Below are 14,965 nucleotides of genomic sequence, written 5' to 3'. Positions count from 1 at the left end.
CTGTTTTCAAAAGCCGCGTCCGTTAACTTGGGTTTTTGCCGGGTTTAAATTTGAGCAATTGGCTATCGATTTATACCGGGCAAGCGCTATATCGTCTGTAAGTCGTGTCTTCGATGTGGTTGCAAAATATTTAATGCAAACACTGCATTAAACTAATGTTTTAAAATTCCTGCACAGTTTTGAGTTGTGCTCATCTCTAACTTCTGCTTACAAATTAAGCCTCGCAAATATATCACTCATTTTCTTGCTATGCAATGACATATTGTGTAACAACAGGTAAACTTACGCCAATTTTAAAATAATATGGTGCAATTGAACCGAAATTTCCTTAGGAATCGGTCGGTTGCCTTCAGTCAGGGAAGCATCAGCTTTATGTCATCAGAGTCGTCCGGAACGTCAAAGTCATCAAAAGTCCAGTTTGTTAATGTTACTTCCGAGGACGAGGGGCAGCGTGTCGATAATTTTTTAATGCGCCATTTAAGAAAAGCGCCTAAGACGTTGGTTTATAGAATTATTCGAAAGGGCGAGGTACGGGTTAACAAGGGGCGCGTTAAAGCGCAGACGCGATTGGTTGCGGGCGATGTGGTTCGTATACCGCCGGTGGATGTACCGGAAGCCAAAGTGATCGTTGAATCGGATATTCCGCATAGCCAGATGCAGCGCATTGAAGACAATATTCTTTATGAAGATAAAGATTTGATGGTGGTCAATAAGCCGTCCGGGGTTGCCGTGCATGGTGGTACCGGAGTGAATTGGGGGTTGATCGAAGTGGTACGTATGTTGCGTCCTTTGGCCAAACGGTTGGAATTGGTGCATCGTATCGACCGGGATACTTCTGGATGTTTGTTGATTGCCAAGAAGGCTTCGGTGTTAAAGGATTTGCAACAGCAGATCCGAGATAATAAATTTGATAAGCGTTATTTAGCGATTGTGGCGGGTCGATGGCCGAAACGTAAGCAAAAGATCGATTTGCCGTTGCGCAAGGATCGACCGGCCGAGGGCGGTTGGCATGTTGTGGTCGCAGAGGATGGAAAGCCGTCTGTGAGTTATTTTAGTGTCGAGAGGCATTTACAGGATTGCGATCTGGTCTCGGTTAAACTGGAAACGGGAAGAACTCATCAGATTCGCGTGCACGCTTTATCTCAAGGTTGTCCGTTGGTGGGTGACGATAAATATGGTGACAGAGAGTTAAATAAGCGTTTTCGTCCTTTGGGGATGAAACGTCTGGCCTTGCATGCCCAGTTTTTAGGGTTTACCCATCCGGTTACTAAAGAGTGGATGCAGATTGAAGCGCCTTTGTGGCCCGATTTTAAAAAGATTGTTGAAACCTTGGCCTTGCCGTAGTCGGTCGGGTCGGAGCGAGTGGAGTTTAGTGTGAAGAAGTATCAGTTGGTGATTTTTGATTGGGATGGCACTTTAATGAATTCGGAGGGGCGGATTGTCGCCTCGATTCAAGCGGCGGCTGAACGTTGCGGTTTGCCGGTATTGCCGGACCATGAGTCGAAACAGATTATCGGGTTGAGTTTGGAAAAAGCGATTCAAGGCTTATATCCCGATGCGGAGCAGTCGCAAGTGGAAGCGATGGCTCAAGCCTATACTCAGTGCTTTCTTGAAGAGTGTGAAGTGGAAATGGAGGCGTTCGATGGCGCTGAAGCGATGCTTTTTAGTTTGAAGAATCAAGGCGTGAAGCTGGCGATTGCGACCGGTAAAAGTCGAAAAGGCCTGGATCAGGTGTTGGCCGAGTGCGGTTTGGGTGTTTATTTCGATATTACACGCACGCCGGTGGAATCCGCTTCAAAACCGAATCCGTTGATGTTGGAGCAGATTTTGGAAGAGTTGGGTGTTCCTGTCGAGCACGCATTGATGGTCGGAGATACGACGTTTGATTTAGAGATGGCGCGAAATATTAATATGGATCGTGTCGCCTTGAGTCATGGTGTGCATGAGTCTCACGAGTTGGATGTGCATGAGCCTTTGGCGCATTTTGACGATCTACAGTCATTGCACGGTTGGCTGATGACGCGTATTTGACGTTAGAGGTTTTACTCTTCTTAATCAATAAACAGGTCCGATCGGACCTGTTTTTGTTTTGTGATGCTTGTTTAGTCTGCCAGCGGTAAGGTGATACCCATTGTTTTGAAGATGCTGGTCAGTTCGATCAAGGGAAGTCCGATGAGTGCATTGGGGTCTTTGCTTTGAATGCTTTCAAACAGCGTGATTCCCAAACCCTCCGATTTGAAGCTACCGGCACATTGATAGGGCGTTTCAGCCAGAAGATAGTTTTCAATGGTTTCGTTACTTAAATTACGAAAATGGACGACGGTTTTATCAATGGTCTGATGGCAGGTTTCGTTGCTCGGGTCAATTACGGCCAGGCCGGTATAAAAAATAATAGATTGGCCGCTGAAGTTTTTCAGTTGTTTGACGGCGTTTTCATGAGTGTGAGGTTTTCCGATCGGTTGATCGTTAAAGGTGGCGCACTGGTCGGAAGCGATGATGATTTTATCCGGGTGTTGCTTTTGGATCGCCCGGGCTTTGAGGAGCGAAAGGCGTTCTACCATCTGTTGAGGAGTCTCGCCGGAAAGAGGAGTTTCGTCGATTTCCGGTGCAAATTGACTAAAAGGTATGTGCAGTTTTTCCAATAGTTGTTTTCTGAATGGCGAGGACGATCCGAGAATAATCGGGGGGAGTTGATTTTTGTGTGTAATCATTTGCATAAAAGTTTTAATATCTGAGTTAAAATATGCGCTGTTGTTTGAAAACAATTCGTTTTCTCAAAAACACAGGGTTTCTTTGTCGCATTAATTGAAAGTATGTCTTTGTTTTAAAGAATGTTTACCCGAGAATGAGCCGACAAATAAAAAAATTAAAAAGCGTGTCTTTTTTTTGACTTAATTAACTGTTACAGGTATGATTCGCCGCTATGTTTGATAAGCTACCCGAACTGATCGATCCTTTAAACTTGGTAAACCATAATAAACATATTATGGCACGAGTCAATCAGGGGCGTTTCAAACGTCTCTCTGAGCTTGTGGTTGACCACGATCGAGAAGTGATTGTTGAGCTGGATTTTTATTATGATAAGACGCTGAAAATGCCGGCGTTTACCATGAAGTTGGAAACCAGTTTGAATTTGCAGTGCCAGCGTTCTTTAGAAACGTTTGACTTGCCGGTCAAATCTGAAGTGAAAGGCGTGATTGCCGAATCGACGGTACTGACTGATGATATTCCAAATGATGTAGAGATTTTTGAGCTTGTTGAAGAAAAAGTCTCGTTGCCGGAATGGGTTGAAGATGAGCTGCTGTTAAGCGTGCCGCTTGCGCCTGTTAAGGACGGAAGCTCAATAGAGTATGAAAATACTTCTGAATCTACAACGGATGAAGAAAATGAATTGGAGAGCGCTTCGGAAGAAGAGAGTTCTCGGAAACCCAACCCGTTTGCAGTATTGCAAGGGTTGAAGAAATAGATTGATTAATTTAGGAGATTGACATGGCTGTTCAAAAGAGTCGTAAAACCCCATCAAGACGTGGTATGCGTCGTTCTCACGATGCTCTAACTGCACCTTCTTTGACTGTTGACGAAACAAGTGGTGAAGTTCACCGTCGTCACCACGTTACTGCAGATGGTTATTACAAAGGCAAAAAAGTCGTTCAAGATAAAGGCTAAGTTGTCTTGAGTATTAATATTGCCATCGATGCGATGGGCGGTGATCACGGCATCTCGGTCACCGTTCCAGCTTCACTAGATGCACTATCCAAATTTTCTGATATTCACATTATCCTGGTCGGTAAAGAAGACCTGATCAATGCTGAGTTGTCCAAGCATCAATATGATGCGAACCGAGTTACCGTTCAACACGCTGATCAAGTGGTTGAAATGGACGACCTTCCTTCCAAGGCATTAAGAAATAAACGTCAATCGTCTATGCGTATTGCCCTTAATTTAGTTAAGGACGATCAGGCACATGCTTGCGTTAGCGCAGGGAATACCGGCGCTTTGATGGCCGTGGCTAAATTTGTCTTGAAAACGCTTCCCGATGTTGACCGTCCGGCTATATGTACCTCTATGCCGACGATGAAAGGGCATGTGCATGTGTTGGATTTAGGGGCGAATGTCGGCGTTGACGGCGAAACCCTTGCGCAGTTTGCCGTTATGGGCTCGGTGTTGGCTCAGGCCGTGGATGACAATCCGAATCCTAGTGTCGGGCTGTTGAATATCGGCGAAGAGGAAATTAAAGGGCATCAGCGTATTAAAGATGCCCATCAGATATTGCAGAATACAAAAATCAATTACATCGGTTATGTTGAAGGTGACGACATTTATAAAGGTCGTTCCGATGTTGTGACGTGTGACGGTTTTGACGGCAATATCGCGCTTAAAGCCAGTGAAGGCGTCGCGAAAATGATCTCCTACTACCTGAAAGATGCCTTCAAGAAGAATTTGTTGACGAAGTTAATTGCGGTTCTTGCTTATCCGGTTTTGAAGTCGTTTAAGGATAAAGTCGATCCAAGACGTTATAATGGAGCTTCTTTGTTGGGTTTGAGAAAAATCGTGATCAAAAGTCATGGCGGAGCGGATCAGTTTTCGTTTCTGCATGCTATTGCCGAGGCTCGTTTGGAAGTAAGTAAGAATGTCCCAGACAGAATTTCTTCCGAAGTTTCGAAATTGATTAAACACCAAACTACAGCACAAGATCATTAGCCTGTAATTTAATTCAGATAAACTTGTTGAAAAACAGTTTAGATAAAAGAAAAAATATCACATGAGTCAGAAAATCTATAGTCGCATTATTGGAACGGGCGGGTATTTGCCTGAAAAAATCTTAACCAATCTTGATTTAGAAAAGATGGTTGAGACGAGTGACGAATGGATTCAGGAACGTACCGGCATCCAGCAGCGTCATATTGCAGCAGACGATCAGACTACCTGCGATTTAGCGGAACAGGCTTCCCTTCGAGCGATTGAAATGGCCGGAATTGATAAGAGTTCGATTGATCTCATTATCGTAGCGACCACGACTCCGGATAAAATTTTCCCAAGTACGGCTTGTTTATTACAGCAGCGCCTTGATATTCGAAACGCACCGGCTTTTGATGTTCAAGCGGTCTGTTCCGGATTCGTTTATGCGTTGAGTGTGGCCGACCAGTTTATTAAAACCGGTATGTCCAAGCGTGCTTTGGTTGTCGGTGCGGAGACATTGTCCCGTATTACTAACTGGGGTGATCGCAATACCTGTGTCCTATTTGGCGACGGTGCCGGTGCAGTAGTGCTTGAAGCATCCGCTGAGCCGGGCATTCTTTCTACCCATATTCATGCAGACGGTCGTTATGAAGATCTTTTGCATGTTCCTTCCGGGCCGTCGAAATTGCCTCAAACCGACGATATCGCCGAAAGAACTATGTCGATGAAGGGTAATGAAGTATTCAAAGTAGCGGTCAATACATTAAGCCGTATCGCGACCGAAACCCTTGAAGCAAACAATATGCAGAAAGAAGACTTGGATTGGTTGGTACCGCATCAGGCGAACTTGAGAATTATCAAAGCGACGGCGAAAAAATTGAAGCTGAGAGACGATCAGACGGTAGTAACGGTAAACAAACATGCCAATACATCCAGTGCTTCTGTTCCGCTTGCTTTGGATGAAGCGGTTCGCGACGGTCGAATTCAGCGCGGTCAAACGATTTTGATGGAAGCGTTTGGCGGCGGCTTCACTTGGGGTTCAGCCCTTATCAAATTTTAAATTTCGATGAGTTTTCATCGTCAGTAAATCACAAGTTATTTAGGTGTTTTTATGTCATATGCATTTGTTTTTCCTGGTCAAGGTTCTCAATCGGTTGGGATGCTTTCGGAATTAGCCGAATCACATAAAGAGGTTCAAAACGTCTTTGCGGAAGCTTCTGATGTTCTTGGATATGACTTATGGGATCTGGTGCAAAATGATGCGTCGGGCAAATTGAATCAGACTGACGTGACTCAGCCAGCCATGTTGGCCTCCGGAATTGCAGTCTACCGTACCTTGGCTTCTCAAGCCGAGTTGGCGCCGAGCTATATGGCCGGCCACTCGTTGGGTGAATACACCGCTTTGGTTGCCAGTGGCGTCATGACTTTGGCTCAAGGGATCGAGTTGGTTGCCGAGCGTGGCCGCTTGATGCAGTCGGCCGTGCCTGAAGGTACGGGTGCGATGGCTGCGGTACTTGGCTTGGAAGACGAACAAGTGGTTGCAGTTTGCGAGCAAGTAAACGGCGTGGTCGAAGCGGTTAACTTCAACTCACCGGGACAGGTTGTTATTGCCGGTGAAAAAGCGGCGGTCGATGCTGCGATGGATGCGGCGACCGAAGCAGGCGCGAGTCGCGTGGTTCCGTTACCGGTCAGCGTGCCTTCCCATTGTTCTTTGATGAAGCCGGCGGCGGATGCCTTGGCGGAAAAGCTGGCGGGTATGTCTTTCTCGGCAGCTCAGACTCCGGTATTGCATAACGTTAATGTCGCGGTGTCAAATTCCGAAGAAGAGATTAAGCAGGCATTGGTTCAGCAGTTGTATCAGCCTGTACAATGGGTAAAAACCGTTGAAGCCATGAAAGCAAACGGGGTTGAACAGTTGTTTGAATTAGGGCCTGGTAAGGTCTTGATGGGCTTGAATCGTCGAATCGACCGTAAAATGGGCATGGTCGCGGTTTATGACAATGCGACACTAGAAAAAGCCATTTCAAGTTTATAGAATAAGTGCTACTCAAATTATCTATAGTAAGGAACGAATTATGTTAACAGGTAAAGTTGCCTTGGTTACCGGCGCCAGTCGTGGAATTGGAAAAGCAATCGCTTTGGATTTGGCGGCACAAGGTGCAACCGTGATCGGTACTGCGACTTCGGATTCAGGTGCGGAAAGTATCAGTGCCTATCTGTCGGAAGCGGGTGCGAAAGGTGCCGGAAAGTGCCTAAACGTCACTAACGCGGAGATGATTACCGATGTATTGGCTGAGATTACGGCTGAATTCGGTGTTCCGACCATTCTTGTTAACAATGCAGGGATTACGCGTGACAACTTGTTGATGCGCATGAAAGACGAAGAGTGGGATGACATTATTCAGACCAACTTGAATTCGGTTTTCCGTATGAGTAAAGCGTGTTTGCGCGGCATGATGAAAGCTAAAGGCGGACGTATCATCAACATCGCTTCCGTAGTGGGTGTGATGGGGAATGCCGGACAAACCAACTATGCGGCAGCCAAAGCCGGTATTATCGGGTTCAGTAAGTCGTTAGCACGTGAAGTCGGTGCTAGAAACATTACCGTTAATACGGTTGCTCCAGGTTTTATCGATACCGATATGACCCGTGCCTTGCCGGAAGAGCAGCGTGCTGCTTTGACCGGGCAGATTCCATTAAGTCGATTAGGCGAGCCGGAAGATATTGCTAAAACTGTGACTTTCTTGGCAGGTGACGGCGGTTCTTACATCACCGGACAGACGTTGAATGTAAACGGCGGAATGTACATGGTTTAAGGTTTTAATGCGGCGGTAAGTACTTGATATATGATCTTAATCAAGAAAAGCGCAATTAAAAACTTGATAATCTAGGCAGATAAAGCGAAAATACCAAAAATTATTTTAACCCTATTTTTAAACACTATAAAAGAAGACTGGAGAATTCCATGAGCAGTATTGAAGAACGCGTAAAGAAAATTGTTGTTGAGCAATTAGGTGTAGAAGAAGATCAGGTAACTCCTGATGCATCTTTTGTAGATGACTTAGGTGCGGATTCTCTTGACACTGTTGAGCTAGTAATGGCTTTAGAAGAAGAATTTGATTGCGAAATTCCTGATGAAGAAGCAGAGAAGATCGCTACTTTGGCTCAAGCTAAAGCATACATCGAAGCAAACTTGGATTAATCCAGGGTTTCGAACAATCGTTTATTGACGAGAAAGCCGTAATTTTTTACGGCTTTTTTTATATGTAAATTTTAAAACGTGTGAGGGTGCATTTTGTCTAAGCGTCGTGTTGTGATTACCGGTTTGGGTGTGGTTACGCCTGTAGGATTAACTGTTTCTGAAACTTGGGACAATTTGTTGGCAGGTAAAAGTGGTATCGATTATCTGACTAAATTCGATACGGAAGCGTTCGCGGTCAAGTTTGGTGGCGTGATTAAAGGTTTTGAAGTCACGGACTACATTGCAGCCAAAGAAGCTAAAAAGATGGATCCGTTCATTCATTACGGAATTGCGGCGGGTGTACAAGCCATTCGCGATTCCGGGCTGGAAGTGACTGAAGAGAACTCGACCCGTATCGGTGTGTCGATCGGTTCCGGTATCGGTGGGATCGGTTCGATCGAAACCCAGCATTCGATTGCCGAGAAATCCGGTCCTCGTCGTATTTCTCCGTTTTTTGTGCCAAGTGCCATCATTAATATGATCTCGGGTAACCTGTCGATCATGTTCGGATTGAAAGGGCCTAATATGGCGATCGGAACGGCTTGTGCGACCGGTACTCACAGTATCGGCGATGCCGCACGTATGATTCAGTACGGCGATGCCGACGTGATGATTGCCGGTGGTGCGGAATACGCGACAACCGAACTTGGTTTGGGTGGTTTTGCCGCTGCGCGCGCTTTGTCGACACGTAATGACAACCCTCAGGCGGCAAGCCGTCCTTGGGATAAAGACCGTGACGGTTTTGTGTTAAGTGACGGTGCCGGTGCCGTAGTTTTGGAAGAGTATGAACACGCTAAAGCGCGTGGCGCCAACATCTACGCCGAAGTGCTTGGGTTCGGTATGAGCGGTGACGCTTTTCACATGACCTTGCCAGCCAAAGGCGGAGAAGGTGCGGCACGTTGTATGGCAGCTGCCTTGCAGAATTCCGGGATTGACGCTTCTAAAATCAATTACATCAACGCACACGGTACTTCGACACCGGCAGGTGACCTCTGTGAAACCATGGCGGTCAAATCGACGTTTGGCGATCATGCCTATAAGTTGGCAATGAGTTCCACCAAGTCGATGACCGGTCATGCTTTGGGTGCGGCCGGTGCAATGGAAGCCGTGTTCACCGCTTTGGCGATCAAAGAGCAGAGACTGCCTCCTACGATCAACCTGGAACACCCGGAAGAATGGTGCGACCTGGACTACGTTGCCAATGAGGCGCGTGATGCCAAGGTCGATTATGCTTTGTCGAATTCGTTCGGATTCGGTGGAACCAATGCCAGCTTGGTGTTAGGTAAAGTATAATTACCTCTTTTCATTCAAAGAGAAGAGCAAGCATGGATAGACTTGATTCTATCGACATTCAACAGGCTGTTACCATACAGCCTGTTTGCGTTTCTGAAAACTGCCGTTTGGATCTGTCCAAACTTCACCAGTTGAATCCCCAGCGTTATCCATTTCTGTTGGAGAGTGTCGCTAAAGGCGTGTTGGGTCAGTACGACATCCTGTTTGCTTTTCCTCAAGAAACCATTCGGCTAGATAGTGTCGAATCGATCGATACTTTTCAAACTCAGGCCAAACAAGCTTTTGCGGATTTGAAAGGACCTGAGGTTGATTGCGACCTGCCGTTCTACGGCGGCTGGTTTGCGTTTTTCAGTTACGATTACGCGCAGGCCGTCGAGCCGAGCCTGAATCTTCCGGAGTCCGAGTTTCCGTTGGCAAACCTGACCCGTGTTCCTGCGGCCGTCATCGTCGATCATGAGAAGGGCGAGATCAGCATCGTAGTCGAAAACGAATTCTCCGATCTGATCGAGCAAATCTGGGAAGACATCGACAGCGCCCTGAACGTTACCGATTCGCAAGTGCCTATCCAGATCGTCGATTCACGCGAAGAACCGGAAAACAAATACCTGGACGGCGTCCGAGCGATTAAGGAATACATTCTTTCCGGCGATATCTTTCAGGTGAATCTGTCCCGTCTGTGGCAGGTCGAACTGGAACATGAACAGGAATATCTGGATGTTTACCGTGCTTTGCGTACGCATAATCCTGCGCCGTTTGCCGCGTTGGCGCATTTTGCCGATGCAAAACGAGAGTGGAGCATCATCAGCTCTTCGCCGGAGCGCTTGGTCAAATACAAGTCGCCCTGGGTTGAGACGCGTCCGATTGCCGGAACACGTAAACGCAGTGCGGATGCTGCGATGGACAAGGCGTTAATCGACGAATTGATCTCGCATCCTAAAGAGCGTGCCGAGCACATCATGCTGATCGATCTCGAGCGTAACGATTTAGGACGCATTTGCCAGCCGGGCAGTGTTGAAGTCAACGAGCTGATGGTGGTCGAAAGTTACGAGCACGTTCATCACATCGTTTCTAACGTGCGCGGCCAGTTACAAGACGGTTTCGATCCGCTGGACATCGTACATGCGTTGTTCCCGGGCGGAACCATCACCGGTTGTCCGAAAGTGCGTTGCATGGAAATCATCGCCGAGTTGGAACAGATGCCGCGCGAAGCTTACACAGGCTCTTTGGGTTACATTAACCGCGACGGTTCGATGGATTTGAACATTTTGATTCGTACCATGTTGCATAGCCGTCACGGCAATCAGTCGATCGTGCAATTTCGCGCCGGTGCCGGAATTGTCGCGGATTCCGATCCGAATAACGAACTGACCGAAACCCGCCACAAGGCAAAAGGCCTGATTAACGCCTTGAGCAGTCAGGAGCATTTCCTGTGAGTATTCAAACCTGGGTGGACGGACAAGTTCAATCCACTCTTGATGTGTTGGATCGCGCGGTTCAGTATGGAGACGGTTTTTTCACCACCATGTTGGCGGCGGAAGGGCAACTTTATAACTGGCCTGCACATTGGAGGCGTCTGTCTGCAAGTGTTGTACGATTGGGCTTTCCCGAAATCGAGGAACAAACCGTTTTGCAACAGTTGCGTCAAGCACTGACCGGGAACTTACAGCCGATTGTGGTTAAAGTGATCGTTTCGCGAGGGCTGGGCGGTGTCGGTTATCAACCGCCCGTGGAAGCTAAGCCGAGAATCATCATTCAGGCTTCGCCGCACCCGACTTATAAAAAAGCATCCGATATGACGGAAATGCATCCGGCTATGGCAGTTGCTCTTTGCGAAAGCATCTGTGCAATTAATCCACAGTTGGCCGGGATGAAGCACCTGAACCGACTAGAAAACGTCTTGGCGCGTGCCGAATTGGCGGGAACCGCGTTTTCCGAAGGCATTATGCTGAATGCGCGTCAGAAAGTGATCTCGGCCACACAGTCGAACGTGTTTCTGATTAAAGGGACGCGATTGATTACGCCGGCGTTAGTTGAAAGCGGTGTAGAAGGAACCACGCGTCATCAGTTGCGGTTTCTTTCGGAAAGTCTGGGATTGGAATGGATCGAATGTGAAATCACTCTGGATGAAATCAGAAATGCGGACGAATTGTTTCTGAGTAATGCCGTCCGTGGCATCATGCCGGTCAAGGAATTCATGGATATGAAATTTGCCGTCGAACGGGTAGTTGAAATTCAACAGGCCTGGTCGCAGTGGCAACAGAATAACGCAATACGGATTTGGGAATGATAAAAACGTTGTTGAGAGGTTTAGCGGCCGCGTCCGGCTTGTTGGTTGTGGCGGCGTTCATTATCGGTTTTCAGGTTCAGCAGTTTTTGATTCAGCCGGTTTCCAATTTGGCGGAATCCAAGGTGATTGAAATCCAACCCGGTTCTTCGGCGTCTAAAGTCGCCGAACAGTTACATCAGGCAGGTCTGTTGGATTCGCCTAAGTGGTTTGTGTGGTATCTACGCTATCATGATCAGCACGGTTTGATTAAAACCGGGGAGATGCGGATTCAGCCAGAGTGGACGGTCGAAGAACTTGCACAGGCGTTGATCAAAGGTGAAACGGTTAAATATCCTGTGACCTTGATCGCAGGCCACACTTTCGAACAGACACTGCTTCAGATAGAGGCCTTGACGAAAATCAAACGTGTTTTAAACGTCGGGCAAACGGAAGCACTCTATAAAGCTTTCTCACTGAAAACGTTAGGGGACGAAAACTATCCTTTCGCGGGGCTTGAGGGCTGGTTTCTGCCGGAAACCTATCTGTATCAGGCCGGTGATTCCGACCTGGATATTCTGACCCGAGCGCACGAAGCCTTGAACACGACTCTACAGGAATCCTGGCAGAACAGAGCTAAGGATTTGCCGTTTAAGACCCCTTACGAGGCTTTGATTATGGCGTCTCTAGTGGAAAAAGAGACCGCTGTACCAGAAGAACGCGCTTTGATTGCAGGGGTGTTTATTAACCGCCTGAAAAAAGGCATGCGTCTACAAACTGATCCGACCGTGATTTATGGCATCGGAGCGAAATATGATGGTAATATCCGTAAGGTCGATCTGCTGAAAAAGACACCTTATAACACTTACCGGGTGAACGGTTTGCCGCCGAGTCCGATCGCTTTGCCAAGTCGTGAGGCGATTACTGCGGTGATGCATCCGGATAAAACCAAAGCGCTGTATTTTGTCGCCAAAGGCAACGGCGAACACTATTTTTCAGAGACGCTGATCGAACATAATAAAGCGGTGCGCAAGTATCAGTTGCTGCGCTAGCGAACGAATCGTGAATTAATAGAAATATGCAAAAAGGAAGTAGGGCTGGATGACAGGCAAATTCATTACACTTGAGGGAACCGAAGGCGCAGGTAAATCAACCAATTTAGCCTTTATGGCGGATTGGCTCAAGCAGCAGGGCATTGATGTCATCACTACGCGCGAACCGGGCGGAACCGAAATCGGCGAAGCGGTCAGAGGAATTCTGTTGAACCAGGCCTACACCGAAATGCATGCCGATACCGAATTGTTGTTGATGTTTGCCGCCCGCGCTCAGCATATCCGCGAAAAGATTATTCCTGCGCTTGAAAAAGGCACCTGGGTGATTTCAGATCGTTTCACCGACGCCAGTTACGCTTATCAAGGTGCGGCACGCGGCATTCCTTTTGAGCGCATTGCCGAAATCGAAGCCTGGGTTCAGCAGGGTATGTTTCCGGATATGACGTTTGTATTCGATTTGCCGATCGAAATCGGTATGGCGCGCGTGGCGTCGCGCGGCGGTCAGACGGACCGTTTCGAACAGGAACAGCACGACTTTTTCGAAAAGGTGCGCGGCGCTTACCTGACGCGTGCCAAACAGGCTGAAGAGCGTTATACGGTGTTGGATGCCAGTCAATCTTTAGCGCAGGTTCAGGCAGAAATCGAAACCTGCTTGAAAGCCCTTATGGAGAACGCATGATTTATCCGTGGATGGCCGCTCAGTGGCAGCAATGGCAGCAGCTGCAGTCGCGATTGGGGCATGCCTATTTGTTGTCCGGACCGAGTGGTATCGGCATTGAATCTTTTGTTCAGCAGTTGGTGCAATCCATTTTCTGCGACCATCGTAATGCGTGCGGTCAATGTTCGGGCTGCCATCTGTTCAATACTCAACAACACCCCGATTTTTTCCATTTGCAGGTGTTGGAAGACAAAAAAGAGATTTCGGTAGATCAGGTTCGCGAATTGGTCTACAAATTGAACGAAACGTCGCATCAAGGTGGTTATAAAGTGGCCTGGGTGGAAGGGCCTGAATACTTGAATCAATCAGCCTTTAATGCCTTGTTGAAGACGCTTGAAGAACCGAGCGCTAGAACGCTGTTTATTTTAACGACGCATCAGCTTGGGCGTTTACCCGCGACTATTTTAAGTCGTTGTCAGAAATTGTCTTTTGCCGCGCCGTCGATAGACGAAGCGCAGGCATGGCTGCAACAAGCCAGTCCTCAGGCGGATGCAGCTTTGATTAAACGTGCCTTGCGTTTGAACTGGGGTGCGCCGATTGCGGCGCAGCAATGGATAGAGCAAGGGTTGTTCGAACAGGACAATGAATGGAAAGCCGCTTTAAAGCAGATGCAGTCAGGTCAGAAAACCGTTCCTCAGTTGGTGGAAAAATGGTTGAAATGGGCGAAACCGGAACAGGTATTCGACTATTTCTATTTCTGGTCGGTTTCCGCCGTTCGTGCGGCTTTTTATAAGGAAGGATCGGATTATTCCGATAACCAGATCCAAAACTGGCTGCGTTTCCAGCAGGCCTGCCTGCAAGCTAAGAGCAGTTGGCAGGGGAACGCCAATAAACAGCTGGTATTGGAATCTTTGTGCTTTGAATGGCTGCAGATTCAACACTCACAAGAACCTCTAGAGAGTGTGTTTCAATCAAATTTAGTAAAAGGGAAGTTAGCGTGATTGTCGATTCGCATTGTCATTTGAATATCCTGCCCGAGGAGAAGGTAGGAACGGTTTCGGAAGTGATCGAAAAAGCGAAAGAATTGGAAGTGGGGCGTATTCTGTGTGTGGCGATTAATCCGCAGCAGTGGTCTGAAGTGCTGGCCCTGGCGGAACAGTATGATGAAGTCTACGCCGCCATCGGCGTACATCCTTGCGAAGACAAAGACGTCGTGATTTCCGACGAGGCTTTGATTGAAGCCGCTTCTCATCCTAAAGTGATTGCGATTGGCGAAGTCGGATTGGATTATTTCCACTTCGATGCCGAGGCGGAATCGATGGAATGGCAGCACGAGCGTTTCAGACAACATATCCGTATCGCCAAACAACTTGGTAAACCGTTGATTATCCATACCCGTAATTCCACGCCGGACTGTTTGAGCATTCTGGAACAGGAGGGCGCGGATGAAATCGGCGGTATCATGCACTGCTTCGTTGAAGATATGGAGACTGCCGAACGCGCAATGCAGATCGGGTTTTATATCTCCTTTTCCGGCATCGTTACGTTTAAGAACGCGTTGGAACTCAAAGAGGTGGCTAAACAGGTACCTTTGGATCGCATTCTGGTTGAAACCGATTCGCCTTATCTGGCACCGATGCCTTATCGCGGCAAAACCAATCAACCGGGTTATACCCGTTATGTGGTTGAGGAAATCGCCAAGTTGAGGGCGTTGTCTTTTGAAGAGGTGGCCGAAGCGACCACCGCCAACTTTAACCGTTTGTTCAAACTGGACTAAG

At 47.6% G+C, this 14,965-nt stretch carries 17 protein-coding genes; 16 read left to right on the top strand and 1 reads right to left on the bottom strand.

What is annotated here, in order from left to right; all coding sequences use genetic code 11:
• The first annotated feature begins 372 nt into the window (after positions 1-372).
• Both ABY044_RS02915 and ABY044_RS02910 read left to right on the top strand, forming a co-directional pair.
• Positions 373-1,344 carry an RluA family pseudouridine synthase gene (locus tag ABY044_RS02915; RefSeq protein ID WP_373017979.1) on the top strand — a complete coding sequence of 324 codons (972 nt, stop codon included), beginning with the start codon at positions 373-375 and terminating at the stop codon, positions 1,342-1,344.
• A gap of 30 nt (positions 1,345-1,374) precedes the next feature.
• Positions 1,375-2,031, top strand: a complete 657-nt coding sequence (locus tag ABY044_RS02910; protein ID WP_373017977.1) for an HAD-IA family hydrolase — start codon at positions 1,375-1,377, stop codon at positions 2,029-2,031.
• A gap of 71 nt (positions 2,032-2,102) precedes the next feature.
• Here ABY044_RS02910 and ABY044_RS02905 read toward each other — a convergent pair whose 3' ends face one another.
• Positions 2,103-2,717, bottom strand: coding sequence for a nucleoside triphosphate pyrophosphatase (locus tag ABY044_RS02905; RefSeq protein WP_373017975.1), 615 nt, complete (start codon positions 2,715-2,717; stop codon positions 2,103-2,105).
• 206 nt (positions 2,718-2,923) lie between these two features.
• Here ABY044_RS02905 and ABY044_RS02900 point away from each other — a divergent pair, with 206 nt between their 5' ends.
• The 14 genes from ABY044_RS02900 to ABY044_RS02835 all read left to right on the top strand — a co-directional run bounded on the left by ABY044_RS02900 (position 2,924) and on the right by ABY044_RS02835 (position 14,964).
• Complete coding sequence (locus ABY044_RS02900; protein WP_373017973.1) at positions 2,924-3,466, top strand: DUF177 domain-containing protein; 543 nt, start codon at positions 2,924-2,926, stop codon at positions 3,464-3,466.
• Between the two features lie 23 nt (positions 3,467-3,489).
• The gene (gene rpmF, locus ABY044_RS02895; RefSeq protein ID WP_373017971.1) at positions 3,490-3,666 is read left to right on the top strand and encodes a 50S ribosomal protein L32; all 177 of its coding nucleotides are present in this window, start codon (positions 3,490-3,492) and stop codon (positions 3,664-3,666) included.
• Between the two features lie 6 nt (positions 3,667-3,672).
• Positions 3,673-4,701: a phosphate acyltransferase PlsX gene (plsX, locus tag ABY044_RS02890; RefSeq protein WP_373017969.1), complete on the top strand. Its 1,029-nt coding sequence runs from the start codon at positions 3,673-3,675 to the stop codon at positions 4,699-4,701.
• A 61-nt stretch (positions 4,702-4,762) separates the two neighbouring features.
• Entirely contained in the window at positions 4,763-5,740 is a 978-nt protein-coding gene (locus ABY044_RS02885; RefSeq protein WP_373017967.1) for a beta-ketoacyl-ACP synthase III, read from the top strand.
• 51 nt (positions 5,741-5,791) lie between these two features.
• On the top strand, positions 5,792-6,715 hold the full coding sequence (gene fabD / locus ABY044_RS02880; protein ID WP_373017965.1) for an ACP S-malonyltransferase: 924 nt from the start codon (positions 5,792-5,794) through the stop codon (positions 6,713-6,715).
• A gap of 40 nt (positions 6,716-6,755) precedes the next feature.
• On the top strand, positions 6,756-7,496 hold the full coding sequence (gene fabG / locus ABY044_RS02875; RefSeq protein WP_373017963.1) for a 3-oxoacyl-ACP reductase FabG: 741 nt from the start codon (positions 6,756-6,758) through the stop codon (positions 7,494-7,496).
• Positions 7,497-7,645: 149 nt separating this feature from the next.
• Positions 7,646-7,882 (top strand): acyl carrier protein, encoded by a 237-nt coding sequence (gene acpP, locus ABY044_RS02870; protein ID WP_279408657.1) that lies wholly within the window; start codon positions 7,646-7,648, stop codon positions 7,880-7,882.
• A 93-nt stretch (positions 7,883-7,975) separates the two neighbouring features.
• Entirely contained in the window at positions 7,976-9,214 is a 1,239-nt protein-coding gene (fabF, locus tag ABY044_RS02865) for a beta-ketoacyl-ACP synthase II (RefSeq protein ID WP_373017960.1), read from the top strand.
• A gap of 32 nt (positions 9,215-9,246) precedes the next feature.
• Entirely contained in the window at positions 9,247-10,647 is a 1,401-nt protein-coding gene (locus ABY044_RS02860) for an aminodeoxychorismate synthase component I (protein WP_373017958.1), read from the top strand.
• A complete protein-coding gene (pabC, locus tag ABY044_RS02855; protein WP_373017956.1) occupies positions 10,644-11,501 on the top strand; it encodes an aminodeoxychorismate lyase in 858 nt (285 codons plus the stop codon). The genes ABY044_RS02860 and pabC overlap by 4 nt, the downstream gene beginning before the upstream one ends.
• Complete coding sequence (mltG, locus tag ABY044_RS02850; RefSeq protein WP_373017954.1) at positions 11,498-12,529, top strand: endolytic transglycosylase MltG; 1,032 nt, start codon at positions 11,498-11,500, stop codon at positions 12,527-12,529. The genes pabC and mltG overlap by 4 nt, the downstream gene beginning before the upstream one ends.
• A 49-nt stretch (positions 12,530-12,578) precedes the next feature.
• Complete coding sequence (gene tmk, locus ABY044_RS02845) at positions 12,579-13,208, top strand: dTMP kinase (RefSeq protein WP_373017952.1); 630 nt, start codon at positions 12,579-12,581, stop codon at positions 13,206-13,208.
• Positions 13,205-14,188 (top strand): DNA polymerase III subunit delta', encoded by a 984-nt coding sequence (holB, locus tag ABY044_RS02840; protein ID WP_373017950.1) that lies wholly within the window; start codon positions 13,205-13,207, stop codon positions 14,186-14,188. Before tmk ends, holB begins: the two co-directional genes overlap by 4 nt.
• Entirely contained in the window at positions 14,185-14,964 is a 780-nt protein-coding gene (locus tag ABY044_RS02835; RefSeq protein ID WP_373017948.1) for a TatD family hydrolase, read from the top strand. Before holB ends, ABY044_RS02835 begins: the two co-directional genes overlap by 4 nt.
• Position 14,965: the final 1 nt, after the last annotated feature.

It is taken from the genome of Thiomicrorhabdus sp. (assembly GCF_041583835.1).
Lineage (GTDB): Bacteria > Pseudomonadota > Gammaproteobacteria > Thiomicrospirales > Thiomicrospiraceae > Thiomicrorhabdus.
This window is presented reverse-complemented; position numbering and strand designations above follow the sequence as displayed.

Bases quoted from the DNA above. Each gene is read 5' to 3' on its own strand.
- ABY044_RS02915 (WP_373017979.1), top strand. From the start codon at position 373: ATGTCATCAGAGTCGTCCGGAACGTCAAAGTCATCAAAAGTCCAGTTT.
- ABY044_RS02905 (WP_373017975.1), bottom strand. From the start codon at position 2,717: ATGCAAATGATTACACACAAAAATCAACTCCCCCCGATTATTCTCGGA.
- ABY044_RS02900 (WP_373017973.1), top strand. From the start codon at position 2,924: ATGTTTGATAAGCTACCCGAACTGATCGATCCTTTAAACTTGGTAAAC.
- rpmF (WP_373017971.1), top strand. From the start codon at position 3,490: ATGGCTGTTCAAAAGAGTCGTAAAACCCCATCAAGACGTGGTATGCGT.
- ABY044_RS02885 (WP_373017967.1), top strand. From the start codon at position 4,763: ATGAGTCAGAAAATCTATAGTCGCATTATTGGAACGGGCGGGTATTTG.
- fabD (WP_373017965.1), top strand. From the start codon at position 5,792: ATGTCATATGCATTTGTTTTTCCTGGTCAAGGTTCTCAATCGGTTGGG.
- fabG (WP_373017963.1), top strand. From the start codon at position 6,756: ATGTTAACAGGTAAAGTTGCCTTGGTTACCGGCGCCAGTCGTGGAATT.
- acpP (WP_279408657.1), top strand. From the start codon at position 7,646: ATGAGCAGTATTGAAGAACGCGTAAAGAAAATTGTTGTTGAGCAATTA.
- ABY044_RS02860 (WP_373017958.1), top strand. From the start codon at position 9,247: ATGGATAGACTTGATTCTATCGACATTCAACAGGCTGTTACCATACAG.
- mltG (WP_373017954.1), top strand. From the start codon at position 11,498: ATGATAAAAACGTTGTTGAGAGGTTTAGCGGCCGCGTCCGGCTTGTTG.
- tmk (WP_373017952.1), top strand. From the start codon at position 12,579: ATGACAGGCAAATTCATTACACTTGAGGGAACCGAAGGCGCAGGTAAA.
- holB (WP_373017950.1), top strand. From the start codon at position 13,205: ATGATTTATCCGTGGATGGCCGCTCAGTGGCAGCAATGGCAGCAGCTG.